Raw genomic sequence first — 16789 nt, forward strand, 5'->3', positions numbered from 1 at the left:
CCTCCGCACAACGCCAGCAAGACCCACAGAACCTCCCAGGACCCCATTGCATGCCTGAAGAAGAGTTCGACTACATCGTCGTCGGCGCAGGCTCCGCCGGCTGCGTGCTCGCCGGCCGGCTCAGCGAAGATCCGGCCACCCGCGTGCTGCTGCTGGAGGCGGGGCCGGCGGACAGGTCGCTGTGGATCCACCTGCCCATCGGCTACGGCAAGACGATGTGGAGCCCCACCTACAACTGGCGCTTCGAGACCGACCCCGACCCGAACATGAACGGCCGGCGCATCTACTGGCCGCGCGGCAAGACGCTGGGCGGATCGAGCTCGATCAACGGCCTGATCTACATCCGCGGCCAGCGCGAGGACTACGACCACTGGGCCGCGCTCGGCAACGCCGGCTGGAGCTACGACGAGGTGCTGCCCTACTTCATCCGCTCCGAGGGCAACCAGCGCGGCGGCGACGCCTTCCACGGCGGCGAGGGGCCGCTGAAGGTCTCGGACATCGCGGCGAAGCACGAGCTGATCGAAGCCTTCATCGACGGTGCCGCGCAGACCGGCGTGCCGCGCACGAGCGACTTCAACGGCGCCGCGCAGGAAGGCGCCGGCTACTACCAGCTCACCACGCACAAGGGCTGGCGTTGCAGCACGGCCAAGGCCTACCTGACGCCGGCGGTGAAGCGGCGGCCCAACCTTCGCATCGAGACCGAGGCGATGGCCGAACGGCTGGTGTTCGACGGCAGGCGCGCCGCGGGCATCACCTACCGCCAGGGCGGCGAGCTGAAGACCGCGCGCTGCCGCGCGGAGGTGCTGTTGTCGGCCGGCTCGCTGCAGTCGCCGCAGCTGCTGCAGCTCTCGGGCATCGGCCCGCGCGCGCTGCTCGAGCGCTTCGGCATCGCGCCGGTGCACGAGCTGCCCGGCGTCGGCGAGAACCTGCAGGACCACCTGCAGATCCGCCTGGGCTACGAGTGCACCAAGCCCATCACCACCAACGACCAACTCAACTCCTGGTTCGGACAGATGGGCATGGGCCTCGAATGGCTGCTGCACCGCACCGGCCCGCTGGCAGTGGGCATCAACCAGGGCGGCTGCTTCATGCGCGCGCTGAAGGACGAAAGCGGCCGGCCGGTGGCGGCCACGCCCGACATCCAGTTCCACGTCGCCACGCTCTCGGCCGACATGGCGGGCGGCAAGGTGCATCCGTACTCGGGTTTCACGATGTCGGTGTGCCAGCTGCGGCCCGAGTCGCGCGGCCACGTGCGCATCCGCTCGCTCGACGCGGCCGAGCCGCCCGAGATGCAGCCCAATTACCTTTCCACCGAGCTCGACCGCGCGACCACCGTAGCCGGCGTGAAGGCCGCGCGCGCGATCGCCGAATCGCCCGCCATGCGCCCCTACGTGAAGCGCGAGGTGAAGCCCGGCCCCGGCGCGGCGAGCGACGCCGACCTGCTGGAGTTCTGCCGCAACAACGGCGCCACCATCTTCCACCCCACCGGCACCTGCCGCATGGGCAGCGACGCCCTCGCCGTGGTCGATGCGCGCCTGCGCGTGCACGGCGTGGCTGGGCTGCGCGTGATCGACTGCTCGGCGATGCCGACGCTGGTGTCGGGCAACACCAACGCACCCGCCGTGATGATGGCCGAGAAGGCCGTCGACCTGATCAGAGAGGACGCGAGAGCGGCAGCCGCCGCGCACTGATTCTTTTGCAGACCAAGGCCCGCAGAGGCCGCCACGACAAACCTCATCGGAGACAAACATGAGTGCAAGCGACGAGAAAGCGATTCGCAGGGTGGTGGTTTCGGCCCTGGTGGGCGCCACCATCGAGTGGTACGACTTCTTCCTGTACGGCGTGGTGGCCGGCATCGTGTTCAACAAGCTCTACTTCCCGGGCAGCGACCCGGTGGTGTCGACCTTGCTGGCCTACACGACCTTCGCGGTGGGCTTCGTCACGCGGCCGCTGGGCGGCGTGATCTTCGGCCACTTCGGCGACAAGATCGGCCGCAAGAGCATGCTCATCATCACGCTGATGATCATGGGCGTGGCCACCTTCCTCATCGGGCTTGTGCCCACCTACGCGCAGATCGGCATCGCGGCGCCGCTGCTGCTGTTGCTGCTGCGGGTGGCGCAGGGCATCGGGCTGGGCGGCGAATGGGGCGGCGCGGTGCTCATGGCCTACGAGTACGCGCCGAAGGAAAAGCGCGGCTTCTACGCCTCGCTGCCGCAGATCGGGCTGGCCATCGGGCTGTGCATGGCCTCGGGCGTGGTGGCGCTGCTGTCGTGGCTTCTCACCGACGAGCAGTTCCTCTCGTGGGGCTGGCGCATCGCCTTCCTGATCTCGGGCGCGATGGTGATCGTGGGCATGTATATCCGCCTGCACGTGAAGGAAACGCCGGAGTTCGCCGCGGTGAAGGCGCGCAACGCCGAGCTGCGCATTCCCTTCATGGACATGCTGCGGCGCTACCCGGGCAATGTGCTCAAGGGCATGGGCGCGCGCTACATCGACGGCGTGTTCTTCAACATCTTCGGCGTGTTCTCCATCAACTACCTCACGACCACCATCAAGATCAACCGCACCGAGGCGCTGCTGGGCGTGATGGCCGCGGCGGTGGTGATGTGCTTCGCCATCCCCTTCTTCGGGCGCATGTCCGACCGGCTGGGGCGCCCGCGCGTGTACATGTGGGGCTCGCTCATCACGGCCGTGTCGGCATTCCCGGGCTTCTGGCTGATGACGCACAGCGGAGGCAACGTGCTGCTCGTCTGGCTGTCGATCATCGTGCCCTTCGGCATCCTGTACGCCTCGGTGTACGGACCCGAGGCCGCCCTCTTCTGCGACCTGTTCGATGCGAAGGTGCGCTACACGGGCATCAGCTTCGTCTACCAGTTCTCGGGCATCTTCGCCTCGGGCATCACGCCGATCATCGCGACGGCGCTGCTGAAGTCGGGCGGCGGCGAGCCGTGGCAGATCTGCATGTACGTGCTGTTCGCGGGCATGGTGTCGGCGGTGTGCGCGTGGATGATCGGGCGCAGCGCCTCGCCCGCGGATTCGCCGGTGGCGGTGGCGTCGCGCTGAAGGCTCTCCCGGAGCTTCTCAAAGGGCGCCGCCCATGCCGAGGGCGCGCATCACGGCCGCCGTGCGCGTCTCGACGCCCAGCTTCACGTACACGTGCTCCAGGTGCTTGTGCACGGTGCGCGGGCTGATCTGAAGCAAGGCGGCGATCTCGGCATCGGTCTTTCCGCACGATAGCCAGCGCATGACGTCGCCCTCGCGGGGCGTAAGGCCGGGCGGCGGCGAGGCGGCGGGAGCCGGCGCCTCTGCGCGGCAGGCCAGCCGGTACAGCAGGGCCACCGCCACCGCATGCTCCAGCCCTGCGCGGCGGTAGTGGTCGGCCTGCATCGAGGCCCGGCGGAACTCGCGCCGTCGCGGCGCCTTCGTCGGCATGCGGCGGATTGCATGCACGCCGCGATGCCGCACGGGCGATTGTCCGGACTCGAGTTGCTCCAGCAGGCGAAGTGCGCTCGCGCAATCGCCGCGCGTGAGATGCGTCATGGCGTGCCCCTTTCATCGTGCCGCATACGCATTGCTGCGTATGGCGCCTGCCTGCAGCGGGACGGAGGATGACCACTGTCCCTCTGCCGCGAGCCCAGTATAGGCAGGCGGGGGACGCGCGAGCCGTTCGCCGGCGAAGGGGATACACATGGCTATCGACGAAACAAGGCTTAACGCGTTCATGGGTAACTTCGTCCATGACATCGGCGCCGTGATGCACGCCGCAACCATCGTCGTGGGCGACCAGCTCGGCCTGTACAAGGAGATGGCCAAGGGCCCCGGCACCGCGGAGGAACTGGCCAAACGCACCGAGACCGATCCGCGCTACCTGCGCGAATGGCTCTCGGCCCAGGCCGCCAGCGGCTACGTGGAGTACGAGCCGGCAAGCCAGCGCTTCTCGCTCACGGAAGAACAGGCCTTCGCGCTCGCCGAGGAAGGCAGCCCGGCCTTCGTGCCCGGCGCCTTCCAGATCGCGGTGGCACAGTTCAAGGCCGTGCCCAAGATGATCCAGGCCATGCGCACGGGCCTGGGCATCGGCTGGCACGAGCATGACCCTGCGCTCTTCCACGGCACCGAGCGCTTCTTCAGGCCCGGCTATGCCGCCAACCTTGTGAGCCAGTGGATTCCTGCGCTCGAAGGCGTTCCGGCCGCGCTCGAGCGCGGCGCGCGCGTGGCCGACGTGGGCTGCGGACATGGCGCGTCGACGCTGCTGATGGCGCAGGCCTATCCCGAGTCGAGCTTCGTCGGCTTCGACTATCACGCGCCGTCGATCGAGCGTGCGCGCGAGACGGCCCGCAAGGCCGGCATCGACGATCCGAAGCGGCTGAGCTTCGAGGTCGCGAGCGCGAAGGACTTTCCGGGCAAGGACTACGACCTGGTGGCCTTCTTCGACTGCCTGCACGACATGGGCGACCCCGTCGGCGCGGCGGCGCACGTGCGCGGCAGCCTCAAGCCCGGAGGCACGTGGATGCTCGTGGAACCCTTCGCCAACGACCGGCTGGAGGACAACATGAACCCCGTGGGGCGCGTGTTCTATTCGGCGTCGAACTTCATCTGCACGCCGGCCTCGCGTTCGCAGGAAGTGGGCCTGTGCCTGGGCGCGCAGGCCGGCGAGGCGCGCCTGCGCGACGTGGCCGCCAAAGGCGGCTTCGCGCACTTCCGCCGCGCCAGCGAAACGCCCTTCAACCTGATCTTCGAAGCACGTCCGTGAGGACATTCCAGGAGGCGCCGCCATGTCACGCCAATACATCGATTGCCGCGAGTACCCGAGCACGACGAACTGCAGCGTCGCGCTCAGCGCCGACAGCGAGAGCGAACTGCTCGATGCCGCCGTGCAGCACGCCGTGACCGTCCACGGCCACACCGACACGCCCGAGCTGCGCAAGCAGCTGGTGGGCCTTTTCAAGACCGGCACGCCGCCGCTGCAGGCACCCGCGCAGAAGACGCCCGCCTGACGAGCCCTTCGCGGCAACGCCTGCCACTGCATGGCGGCGATGAATACCTTCGGCTGAACGCGGGCGTTCCCCTTGCGGGGAAGCCCGCGCACGCCGCTTGAACGCTCCCTTGCCCGGCAAGCGCGATTCGCCAAGTCGCGCTATGGTTCGCTGCCACCCACGGCGAACCATACGAAGAAGGCGGGGCCCATGATCGACATCAACATCAACGGCAAGTCCGTTGCCCTCGACGCACCCGACGACATGCCCCTGCTCTGGGCATTGCGCGACATCGTCGGACTCACAGGCACCAAGTTCGGCTGCGGCATCGCGCAGTGCGGCGCCTGCACCGTGCACCTCGACGGCCAGCCCGTGCGATCGTGCGTGCTCCCGGTGGGCTCCATCGGCAAGAAGGCGGTCACCACCATCGAGGCCATAGAGCAGACGCCGGCCGGCAAGAGCATCCAGAAGGCCTGGCTCGACGTCGACGTGGTGCAGTGCGGCTACTGCCAGTCGGGCCAGATCATGTCGGCCGCCGCGCTGATACAGCGCACGCCCAACCCCAGCGACGCCGACATCGACCTGGCCATGTCGGGCAACGTCTGCCGCTGCTGCACCTACTCGCGCATCCGCGCGGCCATCAAGCAGGCGGCCACGGGCAAGGCCGAGGTGCTGCAGTCGGTGGCGGTGATGCCGGCAAGGAGCGCATCGTGAACGCGGCGGCGGGCACCATCAGCCGCCGCGCGGCCCTGCAGGCCGGCGGCCTCGCGCTGGCCTTCACCTGGATCGGCGGCGGCAAGGCCTTCGCCGCGATCAGCCCCAGGCAGCAGCCGGGCGACGCGGCCGCCGCGCTCGCCGACGGCAACCCGGCCTTCGCGCCCAATGCCTTCATCCGCATCGACGCCGACGGCGGAGTGCGCCTCGTGATGCCGATGGCCGAGATGGGCCAGGCGATCTACACCGGCTCGGCGATGCTGCTGGCCGAGGAACTCGGCGTCGACCTCGACCAGGTGCGCGTGGAGCACTCGCCGGCGAACGAGGCGCTCTACGGCATGCCGCTGCTCGGCGGCCAGATCACCGGCGGCTCGACCAGTACGCGCGGCACCTACGGCGTGCTGCGCGAGGCCGGCGCCGTGGCGCGCACGCTGCTGGTGAGCGCCGCCGCCGCGCAATGGAAGGTCGAACCCGAAAGCTGCACGGTCGCGCGCGGCGTGGTGAGCCACTCGCCCTCGGGCCGGCAGCTCGGCTTCGGCACGCTCGCCGGCGCCGCCGCGAAGCTGCCGATGCCGGCCAAGGTGGCGCTGAAGGAGCCGAAGGATTTCAGGCTCATCGGCCAGCCGCTGCGGCGCGTCGACTCGGCCGCCAAGGTCAACGGCACGACGCAGTTCGGCATCGACGTACGCGTGCCGGGCATGAAGGTCGCGACGGTCAAGGCGAGCCCCACGCTGGGCGGCGTGCTGGCCTCGGTGGACGACAAGGCCGCGCGGGCGATTCCCGGCGTGATCGCCGTGCTGCGCATCAAGGACGCGGTGGCCGTGGTCGGCGAGCATTTCTGGGCTGCGAAGCGCGGCCTCGATGCGCTGAAGGTGCAATGGACGCCGGGGCGCAACGCCGCGCTCACCACGCAGCAGCTGCGCGAAGGGCTGGCCGATGCGCTGGCGAAGGGCAAGGCCATCGTCGGCAAGGAAGCCGGCAAACGGCCCGAGGGCACGCTGGTGCAGTCCACCTACGACCTGCCCATGCTGGCGCACGCGACCATGGAGCCGCTCAACACCACCGTGCACGTGCGGCCCGACGGCTGCGACGTCTGGGTCGGCACGCAGGTGCCTGCGCGCTGCGTGAGCGTGGCCGCGAAGATCACCGGCCTGGCCGAAGACAAGGTGACGGTGCACAACCAGTACCTGGGCGGCGGCTTCGGCCGACGGCTGGAGACCGACTCGGTGGAGCAGGCCGTGGCTTTCGCGAAGCAGGTGCCCTACCCGCTCAAGGTGGTGTGGACGCGCGAGGAAGACATCCGCCACGACATCGTGCGCCCGATGTACCACGACGAGATCTCGGCCGTGGTCGACGGCGAAGGCCGCATCCAGTGGTTCGGCGACCGCATCTCGGGCGGCACGGTGCTGGGCCGCTGGGCGCCCGCCTTCATGGGCAAGGACGGCATGGACGGCGACCTGATCGAATGCGTGGCCGAGCCCTGCTACGACCTGCCGAACCTCAAGGTCGAATGGGTGCGGCACGACATGCCGCCGGGCCTGAACGTCGGCTGGTGGCGCGGCGTGGGCCCGACGCACAACCTCTTCGTGATGGAGAGCTTCATCGACGAGCTGGCGCACCGCGCCAAGAAGGACCCGGTGGCCTACCGCCGCGCGATGCTGCAGAAGAACCCGCGCACGCTCGCCGTGCTCGACCTCGCGGCCAGCAAGGCCGGCTGGGGCCAGAGCACGCTGCCGGCGCGCGTGGGGCGAGGCGTGGCCGTGGGCGATGCCTTCGGCAGCCGCGTGTGCGCGATCGTCGAGGCCGAGGTCTCGCCGCAGGGCGAGGTGCGCATGCGGCGCGCGGTGGTCGCGCTCGACTGCGGCATCGCGGTGAACACCGGCTCCATCGAGGCGCAGATACAGGGCGGGCTGCTGTTCGGGCTGAGCGCCGCGCTCTACAGCGAGATCACGCTGCGCGACGGCGCCATCGAGCAGAGCAACTTCCACGACTACCGCACGCTGCGCATCAACGAGTCGCCGCCGATCGAGGTGCACATGGTGAAGAGTGCCGAGGCGCCCGGCGGGCTCGGCGAAGTCGGCACCGCCATCGCGGCACCGGCGCTGGCCAACGCGATCTTCGCCGCGACCGGCGTGCGCCTGCGCGCGCTGCCGGTGAACCGCGCGCTGCTGGCGCAGGACAAGGAGGCGATGAAGAAGAAGATCGCCGAAGCCCCGCACGATGAAGGGAGGTCGGCATGAAGCGGCTCTTCAAGACCCTGGCGGTGCTGGTCGTCATCGGCGCGGCGCTCTACTTCTTCCTGAATCGCACCGACGGCTCGGCGGGCGAGGCACCCGTGCTGGCCGGTGCGCCCAACGATGCGGCACTGCTCGTGCGCGGCGAATACCTCACCAAGGCCGCCGACTGCATCGCCTGCCACACGGTGCCGGGCGGCAAGGGCCAGCCCTTCGCGGGCGGCCTGCCGTTCGTGCTGCCCTTCGGCACGATCTACTCGTCGAACATCACGGCGGACCCCGAGACGGGCATCGGCAAGTGGAGCGACGACCAGTTCGTGCGCGCGCTGCACGACGGCGTGCGCGCCGACGGCAAGCGCCTGTACCCGGCCTTCCCATACACCTCGTACACCTCGCTGAGCCGCGGCGACGTGCTGGCGATCAAGGCCTACCTGTTCAGCCTGCCCAAGGTGAACCAGCCGAACCGGGAAGCCGACCTCGGCTTCCCGTTCAACCAGCGCTGGGCCATGGGCTTCTGGAACGCGGCCTTCTTCAAGAGCGCTCGCTTCGAGGCCGATGCGTCGAAGCCGCTCGCGTGGAACCAGGGCAAGTACCTCGCCACCGCGCTGGGCCACTGCGCGGAATGCCACACGCCGCGCAACTTCGCCTTCGCGATGGAAAAGGGCAACGAGCTCGCGGGCGAATCCATCCAGGGCTGGCGCGCCTACAACATCACGTCGGACGCGAAGAACGGCATCGGCGCGTGGAGCGATGCCGAGATCGCCTCGTACCTGACGACCGGCCATGCCGCGGGCCGTGGCTCCGCCTCGGGCCCGATGGGCGAGGCGGTCGAGCACAGCCTGCAGTACCTGAAGCCGGAAGACGCCTCGGCGCTGGTGAGCTACCTGCGCACGGTGCCCGCCAAGGCCGGCAAGGATCCGATCGAGGTCGATGCGAAGCCGCCATGGGCCCTGGCCGCGAGCGCGGCGGCACCGGCCGCGAACACCGCCGAGGGCCACGAGCAGGGCCTGCGGCTCTTCGCGGCCGCATGCGCGAGCTGCCACCAATGGAACGGACAGGGCCAGCAGACCGCCAACGCATCGCTGCTCGGAACGCGCGGCGTGAACGACCCGAACGGCTCGAACGTGACGCAGATGATCCTGCAGGGCGTGCGCATGCACGTGCACGACCGGGAGATCTACATGCCGGCCTTCGGCAAGGCCTACACCGACACCGAGGTCGCGGCGCTGGCCAACTACGTCATCGCGCAGTTCGGCAACAAGCAGGCCACGGTGACGCCGGAGTTCGTGGCGAAGCAGCGCGCGCTGGGCCCCAACCCCTGACCCGCGGCCGGCTGGCCACCGGGTTTCGCCGCATCTAAACTGCGGCAATGAAGAGAACAGGGGAAGCACAGCGTGGCCTGCAGCCGGTGGTGGAGCTGCGGAAGGAAGCTGCGTCGTATGCCTACTCCGTTCGCGCGCCCCGCTCCAGGGGCGTGATACCTCCCAGCTCGTACCGCAACGGCGGCTTCGCCACGCTGGCCGAGTGCCTCGGCGACGTGGCGCGCGCGATGGGCGGCGACTTCGCGCGCATCTACGTTCGGCTCAACGGCCTCTGCGTCGGCGAGCGCGACATCGTGGAGCTGCGCCGGGAGCCCGAGAAGGTGGCCGCCGAACTGAAGGCCGAGCTCGAATCCGAACTGAAGAAGGCGAAGGTCGCCTGCGCGATCAAGGCCGAGAGCCTCTCTGTGCCTGGCGAAGGCTGATCGCGATCACCAGCCCCACCGCCGCCGCGCACGCGCCGGCCAGGAACACGCCGCCGTAGCCTGCCTTGTCGGCGAGCAGCCCGGCCAGCGGCCCCGTCAGGCCATAGGCGACGTCCTGGAAGGCGGAGAAACCGCCCAGCGCCGTGCCCCGCAGATGCGGCTGCACGAGATGCACCACCTCGCGCCCCATGGCCGGAAAGATCATCGAACAGCCGAGCCCCGTGAGGAACGCGCCGACAAGGGCGACCATCGGATCCGAAGCGCTCCAGATCAGCACCTGGCCGACGGTCTCCACGGCGAGCGAACCGATGGCCACGGGCAGCCCGCCCACGCGGTCCGGCAGATGACCGAAGAGCACGCGGACCAGCACGAAGCCGCCGCCGAAGACCGTCAGTCCCAGCCCGGCGAAGCGCCAGTGCTGGTCGAGGAAATGCAGCGTGAAGAACGCGCCGATCGCCGCGAAGCCGATGCCCTGCAGGCAGACGATGGTCCCGTGCGGCCAGACCTGCCCGATCACGCGCCAGAACGGCGGACGCTCGGCCCCGGGATGCGCTGGCACCCCGGTCAGGCGCCAGATCGCCAGCATGCCGATGCAGGGCAGGATCACGCCGAAGCCCATGACGCCGGCGTATCCGAAGCGCTGCTGCAGCGCGAGTCCGATCGGCCCGCCGACCGCCAGCGCGCCATAGATGGCGGCGCCGACCAGCGCCAGCACCTTTCCCGAGCGCACAGGTCCGACCAGGCCGATGCCCCAGCCGATGATGCCGACCCCGACCAGGCTTTCGCCTAGGCCGACCAGCAGCCGGCCCGCGAGCAGGACGATGAAGGCCGTCCACGGCGACTGCGATGCGAGGCCCGCAACCAGCGACATCAGCGCGCCGGCCACGTAGAAGACCAGCCCGCGCGCCACCGCGGACTTCGCCCCCTTGCGGTCGGAAAGAGCGCCGGCATGCGCCCGGCTCAGGACCGTGGAGAGAAAGGCGATGCCGACGCCGAGGCCGGCCCATACGTTGCCCAGCCCGAGCTGTCCGGTCACGAAGATCGGAACCACGGGCAGGGACATGCCCACGCAGAGATATGAGATGAAGAGGATGGCCGCCAACAGCAGCAGGCGGCCCTGCGCGGGATCGCGCGTCGATGTCGATGATGGGTTTGTCGAGCGTGTCGATTGAAGAGTCATGGTGTCGTCCAGGTTTTCTGTGTCCCTGTCGATCGGAGCGCGCACGCGAACGCACTCCGACCGGCAAGGGTCGTGGAGTGCGTTGATTGACGTCAGACGCTTACGGCCAGTGCGACTGGCACTGCGGACACCGTGGTGCGTGTCCGCGTTCGGGTTGTCTTCAGCCGGCGTAGTAGCCGGGCTGGTCGATGTCGGCCAGCAGGCCCGCGCCGGCCGGCGTCCAGCCCAGTCGTGCGCGGGTGCGCTCGCCGGATGCCGCCATGTCCGCGCCCGCGAAGTCGGCGAACCAGCCGAAGTGCTCGCGCCCGCGCGATTCGACGGGCAGGCCGAGCCGGCGGCCGATGACGGCGGCGATGTCCTTGAACGGCACGCCCTCGTCCGCGACGGCATGGAAGACGGCTTCGTCGCCGCCCTGCTCGATCGCGCGCCGGTAGAGCCGCGCGGCGTCCAGGCGATGCACGCCGGCCCAGCGGTTCAGGCCCTCGCCGAGGTAGGCGGAAACGCCCTTTTCGCGCGCCATGCGGATCAGGATCGGAACGAACCCGTGATCGCCGAGGCCGTGCACCGAAGGTGCGAGCCGCACCGTCGCGGCACGCACGCCGCGCGCGGCAAGGGCACGCGCGGTGGTTTCGGACTTGCGCACGAAGGACGGATCGGGAACATCCGCTTCGGTCGCGAGCCGCCCCGGTGCGAGCCGAGCGAGACCGGAGGTGACCAGCAGCGGTCGCCCCGAAGTCCCGAGGGCGCTTCCGAGCGTCTCGATCGCAAGCCGGTCCTGCTCGGCGTTCTCGGCGAACTTCGAGAAGTCATGGTTGAAAGCGGTGTGGACCACCGCATCCGCCGCGGAGGCGGCCTCGTGCAGTGAATCGAGGTCGTCGAGCGTGGCGCGCACGGCCTGCGCGCCCGCCGCTTCGAGTTCGGTGGCCTTGTCGGCGGAGCGGACGAGACCCGCCACGCGATGGCCCGCGCCGACCAGTTCCCTCACCACGGCCGAGCCGACCCATCCGGTCGCGCCGGTGACGAATATCTTCATTGCAGTGTTTCCTTGACGGCCGGTTTCATCCGAGCCGCATCGAGAGTTCGACGTCCGCGCCGAAGGGCGTGGACATGTAGCCCGAACCGGGCGAGCGCACGTGCGCGAGGTACTCGGGGCTGTGGTCCGCGTTGTCGGCTACGACGAATGCGCCCGGCCGGAGACGGCTCTCGACGAGGCCGAGGATCTCGGGATAGAGCGCCTTGGCGCCGTCGAGCAGCAGCAGGTCTATCGATGCGGGGAGATCGGCGGCGAGCGTCTTCAGCGCGTCTCCCTCGCGGATCTCGACCAGGTCGGCAAGGCCGCCGGCCGCGAGGTTGTGCCGGGCCCGCGCCACCTTGGAGGGCTCGAACTCGGTGGTGACGAGGCGGCCGCCGCCGTTGTCGCGCAGGGCCGCGGCCAGGTGCAGGGTCGAGATGCCGAACGAGGTGCCGAACTCGACGATGTTCCGCGCGCCGCTGCTGCGCGCCAGCATGTAGAGCAGCACGCCGGTCTCGCGAGAGACGGGAAGCGGAACGTCCTTGAGCCGAGCGTAGAGATCGAGATAGCCGGTCTTGCTGCGCATGAGCTGCGAACGCTCTTCGTCGGAGAAGCCGGCGATCGCGGCGCTCAGCGCGGGCGATGCCTCGGCGGCTTCGTCGAACAGGCGCTCCAGCAGGGGCGCCAGTGGTGTGGTGGTGAGTGTCGTCACAGGGGTCTTCGTGTTGGTGTCAGGGTGCGCTCATAATATGAAGGAACATTCACATTTCCTATTCGCGTTGCGAACCCAGCCCATGGCAGACCGAAAGAGCGCACCGATCTCCTCTAGAAGAAAGCCCAAGCAGGCCCGCTCCAACGATCTCGTCGCTGCGATCCTCGAGGCAGCCCTTCAGGTTCTGGAGAAGGAAGGCGCGCAGCGCTTCACCACCACGCGGGTGGCCGAGCGGGCCGGCGTCAGCGTCGGGTCGGTCTACCAGTACTTCCCGAACAAGGCGTCGATCCTCTTCAGGCTGCAGAGCGACGAGTGGCGGCAGACGACCGACATGCTGTGCAACATCCTCGAAGACACGCAACGGCCGCCGCTGGAGCGGCTGCGCATGCTGGTGCATGCCTTCATCCGCTCGGAGTGCGAGGAGGCCGGAATGCGCGTGGCGCTCAGTGACGCAGCGCCTCTCTACCGCGATGCGCCCGAGGCGCATGAGGCACGGGCCGCCGGCGACCGCACCGTGCGGGCCTTCATGCTGGAGGCCCTGCCCGATGCTTCCGAATCCGTGCGCGCGCTGGCCAGCGACCTGATCACGACCACGTTCAGCGCGGTGGGAAAGCAGTTCTCCGAAAGCCCGCGGACCGACGCCGAAATCGAAGCCTATGCCGACGCCATGGCCGACATGTTCTGCGCCTATCTCCAAAGCCTCGGGCACGGACAGAAGCAGGAAAAGCGCCCTCGCCGCCCGGCGCGCGGCTGACTTGTTTCCGGCCGATCCGCGCATCCGGCTTTGTATTTCGCGCGAAACACTGGTTACTTCTTGACGCAGTTCAGGGTATGCCTTCGCAGGGCCGCGCGGCGCCTGTAGCGCCTTGGTCCTCAATCTGCAGCTCCGCCACGCGCTGCACGCATCGATCGCACTACCGATCCGCCTTCACCGGGGTACCCGCTTCCGGGCATATCGCCGGGCCGTACGCGTACTTACATTTTTGACTTGTAAATCGAAAAGACGGCATGTGCTGGCGCAGGAGAACGTGCGCCCGCACGCGGGAGCCTGCCCGTTCAGGTAACGAATGAACAACTTGAAGCCATGAACAAGATTTTTCGGACCCTCTGGAATCCAGCCCGCGGCACCTGGGTCGCCGCGCCCGAAACATCGCGCGGCCATGCATGCTCGACAAGCTCGGCTGAACTCGGGGCCCTCGCCGTCGCGGTGCTGCTGCTGGGCGCCGGGCAGGCGATCGCGGCGGGTGGTGCCGGCGGCCAGCCCGTCGGCAACACGTCGTTGAATGCGGGCTCGGGCGGCAGCAACGGCAGCGGCGGCGACGGCGGCTTCAACGACACGTCGGTGAATGCGAGCGGGGGCGCCGGCGGATCGTCGACCGACGCCGGCCCCACTGCCGGCGCCAACGCCAACATCGGCACCTTCGGCGGCGCCACCGCCGGCACGGGCGGCGCAGCAGGGGCCGGCACCAACGTCGTCGGCCCCGGCGTGCTGCAAGGCGACAGCGGCGTCGCGGGCCAGTCGCAGACCGGCGACTTCGCCAACGGAAACGGCTACGGCGGCGGTGGAGGCGGCGGCTTCCAGGGCTCGACCATCGGCAGCGGCGTCACCTCCTCTTCCGACAGCTACACGGGCGGCGCCGGCGGCGCGGGCGGCGACGGCTACTGGGCTGCCGGCGGCGGCGGAGCCGGCGGCTACGGCTCCATCCTCGTCGGGCCGACCGGCAACTACACGGCATCCGGCAGTTCCACCGGCGGCGCGGGCGGCAAGGGCGGCGACGCCTTCTCGCAAGGCGGCGGCGGGGGCAGCGGCGGCGTCGGGTTCTTCCTCAACACGACGACGTCGGGCATCACCTTCACCAACAGCGGCGTCATCACGGGCGGTGTCGGCGGCGCGGGTGGCTCCGAGCTTTCGATCGCGCGCGACAACGCTTCCGGCGGCGGTGGCGGCGGCGGCGGCAACGGCATCACGCTGGCGGGCAGCGCCGTGTCGGTGATCAACTCCGGCACGGTCACCGCCGGCGCCGGCGGTGCGGGCGGGGCCGCGGGTGGCGGCGCGGGCGGCACCGGCTCGCCCGGATCGGGCGGCGATGGCGGCATCGGCCTGCAGGCGACGGGCGCCAGCACGACACTGACCAACAGCGGCACCATCAGCGGCGGAAACGGCGGCGTGGGCGGCGCCAACAGCAACGGGGGCGCGAGCGGCGCGAACGGTGCCGGCGGCGTCGGCGTGACGGGCGCCAACCTCGCCATCGTCAACAGCGGCGGCATCTCGGGCGGACTGGGCGGCGACGGCGTCACCCGCGCTGCTGCCGTCGAGTTCACGGGCGGCAGCAACAGCCTGAGGCTGAACACCGGCTCGGTGCTGACCGGCGCCGTTGCCATCGACAGCGGCGCCACCGCCAGCATCGTCGCGGGCGCCGGCGGCCTGAACCCGGGCAACGCCCTGCTGCTGGGCGGCACGGGCACCTTCGACACCAACGGCAACGACATGGGCTGGTCGGGCCCCATCTCGGGCGCAGGCAACCTGGTGAAGAGCGGCGCGGGCACGCTGACCCTGTCGGGCGCCAACGTCTACACCGGCTCGACCAACGTCGCGGCCGGCACCCTGCGCGCCGGCGCGGCCAATACCCTGAGCAGCGCCAGCGCCTTCACCGTGGGAACCGGTGCCACGCTCGACCTCGCAGGCAACAACCAGACCATCGCGTCGATGGCCAACAGCGGCACCGTCTCGCTGGTGGGCTCGGCGCCCGGCACCACGCTCACCGTCACCGGCCCCTGGGTCGGCAACGGCGGCACGCTGCGCCTGGGCACAGCGCTGGGCGACAGCAGCAGCGCGAGCGACCGGCTCGTGCTCAGCGGCAGCACCGCCATCGCCAGCGGCACGACGAACGTCCAGATCACCAACATCGGCGGCCTCGGCGCGCTGACCAGCGGCAACGGCATCGAGGTCGTCAGTGCGATCAACGGCGCGACGACCACCGCGCAGACGACGAAGAACGCCTTCGCGCTGTCGGGCGGCCATGTCGATGCGGGCGCCTACGAGTACCGGCTGTATGCCGCCGACGCCAGCGGCGCCGGCGAGAACTGGTACCTGCGCTCCACGGCCGCCGTCGTCGTGCCTCCAGCGACCGGCGGCGGCAGCGGAACCGGCAGCGGCGGCAACAGCGCCGGTGGCAGCTCAGGCGGCGGAGCCGTGGTGACCATTCCCACCTACCGCGCCGAAGTGCCGCTCTATGCCGCGCTGCCCGAGCAGTTCCGCCAGGCCAATCTCTCGATGCTGGGCAACATGCACCAGCGCATGGGCGACGACGGCGGCACCACCATCACCGCACCCGCAGCGCCGGACCAGAGCTACCGCCAGGCCTGGGCCCGCATCCTCAGCACCGACCGCACCATCTCGCAGGCCGGCACCGTCAGCCCCACGAGCAGGGGCCGCCTCACCGGCTTCCAGGCAGGCACCGACCTGTGGGCCGACGCCCACTGGCGCGCCGGCGTCTACGTCGGCGAGCTCGAAGGCGACATGAGCGTGAGCGGCTTCGCCCGCGGCATCGTGGGCTACGGCGCCGGCGCCAACAACCTGCGCAGCCAGTACCTCGGCGGCTACGCCACCTGGAAGAACGACAGCGGCCTGTACGTGGACGGCGTGCTGCAGGCCGGGCGCCACCGCTACATCGTGTCGCCCGCGCTGAGCTTCGGCAGCTCCGGCAAGGGCAGCAGCCTGCTGGCTTCCATCGAGGTGGGCCAGTCCTTCGGCATCGCCCCGGGCTGGACCATCGAGCCCCAGCTGCAACTGGTGCACCAGCGCATCAACCTCGACGACGCCAGCATCCCCGGCGCGCTGGTTCGGCAGGACAGCCACGGCGGCTGGCTCGCGCGCGCCGGCGTGCGTGTGAAGGGCGAGATCGCCACCTCCGCCGGACTGCTGCAGCCGTACGTGCGCGTCAATGTCTACCGCAGCGGCAGCGGCACCGACACCAGCCGCTTCATCGGACCGGCGGCATACACCGACATCGCCACGCGCACCGGCGGCACGAGCACCGAGCTGGCGGCGGGCGCCACGCTGCAGCTCACGCAGGGCGCGAGCATCTATGCGGAGCTGGGCAAGCTGTGGTCGTCGGGCGGCGGCGTGCGCACCCGGAGCAACGGCGTCGAAGGCAGCGTGGGCGTCAGGGTCCGCTGGTAGATAGAGATAGAGCGCCGAGCACGGCAGGACTGCAGGC

General features: G+C 69.8%; 14 protein-coding genes. 10 read left to right on the forward strand and 4 right to left on the reverse strand.

The genetic code is table 11. The features are described 5' to 3' along the window. Nucleotides 1-50: 50 nt before the first annotated feature. Both ABL840_RS28650 and ABL840_RS28655 read left to right on the forward strand, forming a co-directional pair. Nucleotides 51-1691, forward strand: coding sequence for a GMC family oxidoreductase (locus ABL840_RS28650; protein WP_093305357.1), 1641 nt, complete (start codon nt 51-53; stop codon nt 1689-1691). 58 nt (nt 1692-1749) lie between these two features. Beyond that, nucleotides 1750-3063, forward strand: coding sequence for an MFS transporter (locus tag ABL840_RS28655; RefSeq protein WP_093305359.1), 1314 nt, complete (start codon nt 1750-1752; stop codon nt 3061-3063). An 18-nt stretch (nt 3064-3081) separates the two neighbouring features. On the opposite strand, the gene ABL840_RS28660 is transcribed toward ABL840_RS28655, so the two are convergent. Continuing rightward, nucleotides 3082-3540, reverse strand: a complete 459-nt coding sequence (locus tag ABL840_RS28660) for a helix-turn-helix transcriptional regulator (protein ID WP_093200120.1) — start codon at nt 3538-3540, stop codon at nt 3082-3084. A gap of 148 nt (nt 3541-3688) precedes the next feature. Here ABL840_RS28660 and ABL840_RS28665 point away from each other — a divergent pair, with 148 nt between their 5' ends. The 6 genes from ABL840_RS28665 (at nt 3689) to ABL840_RS28690 (ending at nt 9665) form a co-directional block, all read left to right on the forward strand. Beyond that, a complete protein-coding gene (locus ABL840_RS28665) occupies nt 3689-4750 on the forward strand; it encodes a class I SAM-dependent methyltransferase (protein ID WP_093200119.1) in 1062 nt (353 codons plus the stop codon). A 22-nt stretch (nt 4751-4772) separates the two neighbouring features. Beyond that, the gene (locus tag ABL840_RS28670; RefSeq protein WP_093200118.1) at nt 4773-4994 is read left to right on the forward strand and encodes a DUF1059 domain-containing protein; all 222 of its coding nucleotides are present in this window, start codon (nt 4773-4775) and stop codon (nt 4992-4994) included. Between the two features lie 189 nt (nt 4995-5183). After that, nucleotides 5184-5687 carry a (2Fe-2S)-binding protein gene (locus ABL840_RS28675; protein WP_093200117.1) on the forward strand — a complete coding sequence of 168 codons (504 nt, stop codon included), beginning with the start codon at nt 5184-5186 and terminating at the stop codon, nt 5685-5687. Next, nucleotides 5684-7927: a xanthine dehydrogenase family protein molybdopterin-binding subunit gene (locus ABL840_RS28680; RefSeq protein ID WP_093305361.1), complete on the forward strand. Its 2244-nt coding sequence runs from the start codon at nt 5684-5686 to the stop codon at nt 7925-7927. The genes ABL840_RS28675 and ABL840_RS28680 overlap by 4 nt, the downstream gene beginning before the upstream one ends. After that, on the forward strand, nt 7924-9243 hold the full coding sequence (locus ABL840_RS28685; RefSeq protein WP_093305363.1) for a c-type cytochrome: 1320 nt from the start codon (nt 7924-7926) through the stop codon (nt 9241-9243). The genes ABL840_RS28680 and ABL840_RS28685 overlap by 4 nt, the downstream gene beginning before the upstream one ends. 47 nt (nt 9244-9290) lie before the next feature. After that, nucleotides 9291-9665, forward strand: a complete 375-nt coding sequence (locus ABL840_RS28690) for a hypothetical protein (protein ID WP_093305364.1) — start codon at nt 9291-9293, stop codon at nt 9663-9665. On the opposite strand, the gene ABL840_RS28695 is transcribed toward ABL840_RS28690, so the two are convergent. From ABL840_RS28695 to ABL840_RS28705, 3 genes are all read right to left on the reverse strand, one after another. Next, nucleotides 9628-10845, reverse strand: coding sequence for an MFS transporter (locus tag ABL840_RS28695; RefSeq protein WP_093305365.1), 1218 nt, complete (start codon nt 10843-10845; stop codon nt 9628-9630). The two genes, ABL840_RS28690 and ABL840_RS28695, sit on opposite strands and share 38 nt — an antisense overlap. A 160-nt stretch (nt 10846-11005) precedes the next feature. After that, nucleotides 11006-11878, reverse strand: a complete 873-nt coding sequence (locus tag ABL840_RS28700) for an SDR family oxidoreductase (RefSeq protein ID WP_093305366.1) — start codon at nt 11876-11878, stop codon at nt 11006-11008. Between the two features lie 25 nt (nt 11879-11903). Next, nucleotides 11904-12569 carry an O-methyltransferase gene (locus tag ABL840_RS28705; protein ID WP_093305367.1) on the reverse strand — a complete coding sequence of 222 codons (666 nt, stop codon included), beginning with the start codon at nt 12567-12569 and terminating at the stop codon, nt 11904-11906. Nucleotides 12570-12651: 82 nt separating this feature from the next. On the opposite strand from ABL840_RS28705, the gene ABL840_RS28710 reads away from it, so the two are divergent. Continuing rightward, nucleotides 12652-13323, forward strand: a complete 672-nt coding sequence (locus ABL840_RS28710) for a TetR family transcriptional regulator (protein WP_093200471.1) — start codon at nt 12652-12654, stop codon at nt 13321-13323. 330 nt (nt 13324-13653) lie between these two features. After that, nucleotides 13654-16752 (forward strand): autotransporter outer membrane beta-barrel domain-containing protein, encoded by a 3099-nt coding sequence (locus ABL840_RS28715; protein WP_093305368.1) that lies wholly within the window; start codon nt 13654-13656, stop codon nt 16750-16752. Nucleotides 16753-16789: the final 37 nt, after the last annotated feature.

Origin of the sequence: Variovorax sp. NFACC27 (assembly GCF_048301545.1) — a bacterium.
GTDB lineage: Bacteria > Pseudomonadota > Gammaproteobacteria > Burkholderiales > Burkholderiaceae_C > Variovorax > Variovorax gossypii.